The sequence below is a fragment of the Leptothrix ochracea L12 genome, from assembly GCF_000262525.1.
Window position 1 is genome coordinate 1 of record NZ_JH660674.1, and the last position, 4351, is coordinate 4351.

The window sequence follows — 4351 nt, forward strand, 5'->3', positions numbered from 1 at the left end:
AACTTGCTTGAGCGCGCCAGCTTGCTCTGTGATGGCCCGGTGCTGGAGCCGCACCACGTTGAAGAAGCCCTGACACCTGAGTTCAGCCGGATGGCGCGTGTTGAAGCGATTGCCCCTGCGCCCGCTTTGACCCGCACCGCAGCCGACCCCACAACCGTTGGGGGTGAGTCACCCCTCTCATGGCAAGCGTTGGGTCGTGATCTGTTGCGTACCGAAGTGCAGGCCCATCGGGGCAGTCGTGCCGAACTGGCCAAGCGTCTGGGGGTGAGCGAGCGGACCTTGTATCGGCGTTTGAAAACCCTAGAAGGCAAGCCCGATTGAGCATGTTGGGTCCGTGTTGAAAGTCGACATGACTGGCCAAGCGATTCATGAGGGAGGATATCGACCCGTTTTCGATGTGGTGCATGGACAGTTGGGATGAAAGTGGACCCAAATCCGCCGAGCATGCGCTTTGGGTGTCGGCTTGAAAAGTCCCACATCGGGTCTTGTTGATGCAAGTCTAAGTTGGCCCCGATACACCTTCAACCCAGGTCAGGGCTGCTACAAGGAACTCGGAGCATGGTCTTGGCCTTCTTTGAAGGAGTTCAACATGAACAAGTTATTGATCGTGGGTGTGCTGGTCATGGGGTTGTCATCGCTGGCCGCCTGTGGCGGGGGCTCTTCGGGGGGCTCTGCCTCTGGAGGTGGAACCACGAACACCGGCACGGTTAAAGGTGTGGGCATGCCGGGCAGTGTCTCGGTGGTGACAGCCACCACCCACTAAGGGGGAATGATCATGAAGCTGCGTCTTACCCGTGTGGCGTCTGCGGTGGCTTTGTTGGGACTGGCCTCGCCCTTGATAGCCGCACCCGCCGATACCACCTCGCCGTACTACACCGACCCCCAAAACATCTATGTCCAAGATGCCACCTCGGATGGTGTCAATCAGCTCAACATGGTGCTTTGCATCATGAACGCGATGCGTCCGGCCGAGATGCTGGACCAAAAGGGCACCGCAGCAGCCGATGGCAGTGTGAGCGTGCTCTACAGCGCGTTGGTGGATCAGAACAAGTGCGACTCGTCCAAGCGCGCCAATGCCAGCAACTCCACCGCAACGTCTTCGGCAGCGGAGGCAACGCCGTCCTACATGAACGCGGTGGTCAACGTTTCTCGGGCCAGCAACAGCGCGCCGATGATCGCCAAAGTTTGGTTGAGCTTCAACAATGGCAACGGGATGCCTGTCACGGTGGATGTGCGTGTTGCGGCCAGTCAGTCGCCGACCGATGTGCCGCCGTATGGGGTGTTTCGTCTCGACTACGCGGGTCAGTCGGGTGGGCTGCAAATGTTCAATGGCTTTATCGACTCATCCGCCGGGGCCATCAGTTACTTCGAGCGCAACACCGAGCCGGGCAATCCTTTGCGGGTCAACGGTTTGACCATGGCGGCGCCGTCTACCACGTCGGGTGCTGGGACCATGGCGGTCAATGGCACAAGTTTTGATTTCGCCTATGACAGCGCGCTCTTCCGGCGCAGCGACACCGCCAACGATGTGTGCTTCAACCGTTCCATCGCTCAGGCGAACAAATCCGTCTGGAGCTACGGCACGTACGACGCTGTCACGGGTGCGCGGGTCGATACGGTCCATCCTGGCTTTCCGATCGTGGCGACCAAGACGCTGGATAACAGCAAGGTTTACGGGTACGCCGGCTACTGGGGGTTGAATCTTCAAGGCTTGGATCTGAGTGGTTTGCCCGACGGCTTGGTCAACGGCTACACCATCGTCGATCAGCGCCCCAACAACACCAGCGCCTACAGCCTCTCCAAGGTCAGCGGCAAGCTGACCCAGTGGAGTCAAGGCAGCACCACGTTGGATGCGGTGGACGGTATCCCGATGTTTTCTGGGGCAACCTGAGCGATCCCACGAACCCACAAGCTAGCCTGACGGATAACCCCTTGGTCACAGGATTCAATACGTGGCAGGCCCATTGGGACAAAACCACTGCGGCGGTTTATGTGACGGGCAAGCAGAGTTGCAACACCACGGGGTGTGTGGTGGCCTCGGTCACTCCAGCCGCCAAGATCGGCGCGGCTGCCTTGGCGGGTATGCCGCTTTCGGGGTGGTCGGATGCGGTGGGTGGCAATGTAAACGTGCCTTCGACCGGCGTGGCCCATGTGGGGACGGATGCGGTGACGTACTACACCCAAAACGTGGTGTTGCCTGGCAGTGCCGGTGCCCCCACCGATCTTTACTGCATGAGCAATTGCCCCACGGCTGCCTCGCTGGCTGCGTTCACCGGCATGAATGGGCCTTTTGGCAGCGGTACCGGGCAGCAGTGGATGTACGGTGCGCAGTCGGTGCACTACACCTTTGACGGCTCGGGTCTCAAAGAATCAGGGGCTCCGGTGACGGACACCAACCCCAGTCACTTCTCGTCCCAATACATGGGGGGCGTGATGACGGGTCGGTTGTTCACCGCACCGCTGACGTCATGCACACCGCCCTACATGGGTATGTCGGCAACGGTTTGTGAACCGCAAGCACCCACCACGTACTACACGTGGGAAACGGGTGTGCAGTCGTGGAATCAATCCACATGGCTGACACGGACCAGCAACGCCCAAGTGGTGAGCTTTGATCCGCCACGCAACATCCAGTACCCAATCAGTGCCACCGATGACCCCAGCGGAGCTTGGGTCGGCAAAACCATTCAGTTGCAGTTCAACGGTTTTGGTAACTTGTTCGGCATTCCCGGGAGCTGTGTGAGTCCGGTGGATAACCAGCCCGCACCCTGCGATGGTGGCAACGTGCGTTTTGTGCCGGTCTTTGCGTTGACGGACGGCGCAACGATGACTTTGCCGGGCATGGCGGGTGCTGCCAGCACGCCGCTGATCGTGAAGGCACTGAACGCGGAAGTTCGTCTGGGCAAGACCACGCCGAGTGCTTGTGCCGGGCTGGCGTTGAACCCGCAGACGTTGCCCTCAGCCGCCAGCCTGCATGACCCAAGCAGTGCCGCCGATCCCTTCTACATCGGCTCTCAGCCCAGTGTCAGCGGTGGTTTTGGCGTCATCCATGGTGTGATTCAGTGAGTCCGTGAGGACCGCGTGCTGCAAGTACGCTGCGTCGTCTTTGCTGGGCTGATCAGCGTGGCGCTGCATGCTGCCATGCTGATGTATCAGCCCTTTTTCGCCTCTTCTCCCTCGGTGTCTTTGAGGCATGGTGTGTTTAAAACGAGGGTCGTGCGTGCTGTACGGATGCCGGCTCCCCTGCCACCACGTCCGTGGATGAGGAGGGGGCGGACTCGTGCGGGGCCCGTTGTTCTGGTACCCACTCCGGTGGCCTCAGCGCCTGTGATCTTGCGTGCAGAAGATGTTGTGCCGGTCGCCGTGTTTCGGCCGCCGTCGCCCCTCACCGGCATGGGCATGTCCGGTGAGCTTGCTTACCGGGCGTATGTGGAGGCGCAGCAGCGCGTAGCACGGGTCCAAGCCTTGGGTCAGCAACTCGCCCAAAGCCACCGAGATCTGGCGATAAGCCTGCCTTATCGCATCGATTGCATCCAGCCATCGGCGGCTGATGACCTTGTTTGTGATCCGCGACCCGATGAGACGGTTCGCCCTCAAATTGAGCAACTCTTGGCGCTTGCCGTGCAGGCACATCACCTCGGACTGCTTCCATCTCGCCTGCACTTTGAATTCGATGCCGATCGAAGCCTCTCGATTCAACTTTACGCGCAAGGTGTCAGCGACTTGACCCGCGCCCCATAAGGGCAAGACCCTGGCTTGGGTCCAATCTGAGGATGCTTGCGACTTGCAGCTTGAATTCGTGTCAAACATGGGTTTGGCATGCCGGGCCTGCGCTTCCATGGATGCACTGAATCCGCACCAAGGCTGATAAGCAGCACAGCCAGCCTGTCCTGCAAGTCGCCATGGTGGTTGCATGACTTAAACCAAGCAGATTTAATGGCGATACCTGATTCTTTGAAATCGAACTGCTCATCATGGTTCTGATCTTGCGCACACTGAGGCTGAACGATCAGCCGGTCTCAAAGCCCCTAGAGGCGCGATTCGATGATCAAGGGGGCTCGATTGGACGGGCAGAGCACAACACCTTGGCCTTGCCCGATCCAGATCGGGTCATCTCGCGGGTTCAGGCCGAGATCCATGGCAAGGACGGGCAATTTGCCATCACCAACGTCAGCCAAGCCAACCCGATCTTGGTGGCCGGGCATCCGCTGAACCATGGTGAGAGCGCGCCGCTGCGTCATCAGGATCTGATTCGCATCGGCGCTTGCTTGTTGGAAGTCGATCTATCGCCCGCCGCAGAGCCTGCGATGGATCGCACGGTGATTCGGCCTTTCAGCCCCACCGACCCGTT

Annotated in this window: 6 protein-coding genes; all 6 read left to right on the forward strand. The window is 59.7% G+C overall.

The genetic code is table 11. The features are described 5' to 3' along the window. On the forward strand, positions 1 to 321 hold a 321-nt coding region (locus LEPOCDRAFT_RS00960), incomplete at its 5' end, for a helix-turn-helix domain-containing protein (RefSeq protein WP_009453312.1). Between the two features lie 268 nt (positions 322 to 589). Then, positions 590 to 763 (forward strand): hypothetical protein, encoded by a 174-nt coding sequence (locus LEPOCDRAFT_RS02775; RefSeq protein WP_009453313.1) that lies wholly within the window; start codon positions 590 to 592, stop codon positions 761 to 763. A gap of 12 nt (positions 764 to 775) precedes the next feature. Next, positions 776 to 1891 (forward strand): hypothetical protein, encoded by a 1116-nt coding sequence (locus tag LEPOCDRAFT_RS00970; RefSeq protein WP_009453314.1) that lies wholly within the window; start codon positions 776 to 778, stop codon positions 1889 to 1891. A 41-nt stretch (positions 1892 to 1932) separates the two neighbouring features. Beyond that, a complete protein-coding gene (locus LEPOCDRAFT_RS00975; RefSeq protein ID WP_009453315.1) occupies positions 1933 to 3066 on the forward strand; it encodes a hypothetical protein in 1134 nt (377 codons plus the stop codon). A 267-nt stretch (positions 3067 to 3333) separates the two neighbouring features. Continuing rightward, positions 3334 to 3741: a hypothetical protein gene (locus tag LEPOCDRAFT_RS02860; protein WP_172632721.1), complete on the forward strand. Its 408-nt coding sequence runs from the start codon at positions 3334 to 3336 to the stop codon at positions 3739 to 3741. Positions 3742 to 3974: 233 nt separating this feature from the next. After that, positions 3975 to 4351, forward strand: a 377-nt coding sequence (locus tag LEPOCDRAFT_RS00985) for an FHA domain-containing protein (RefSeq protein WP_009453318.1), incomplete at its 3' end; no start/stop codon positions are given.

Coding starts and splice junctions, on each gene's coding strand:
- LEPOCDRAFT_RS00970 (WP_009453314.1), top strand. CDS start 776: ATGAAGCTGCGTCTTACCCGTGTGGCGTCTGCGGTGGCTTTGTTGGGA.
- LEPOCDRAFT_RS02775 (WP_009453313.1), top strand. CDS start 590: ATGAACAAGTTATTGATCGTGGGTGTGCTGGTCATGGGGTTGTCATCG.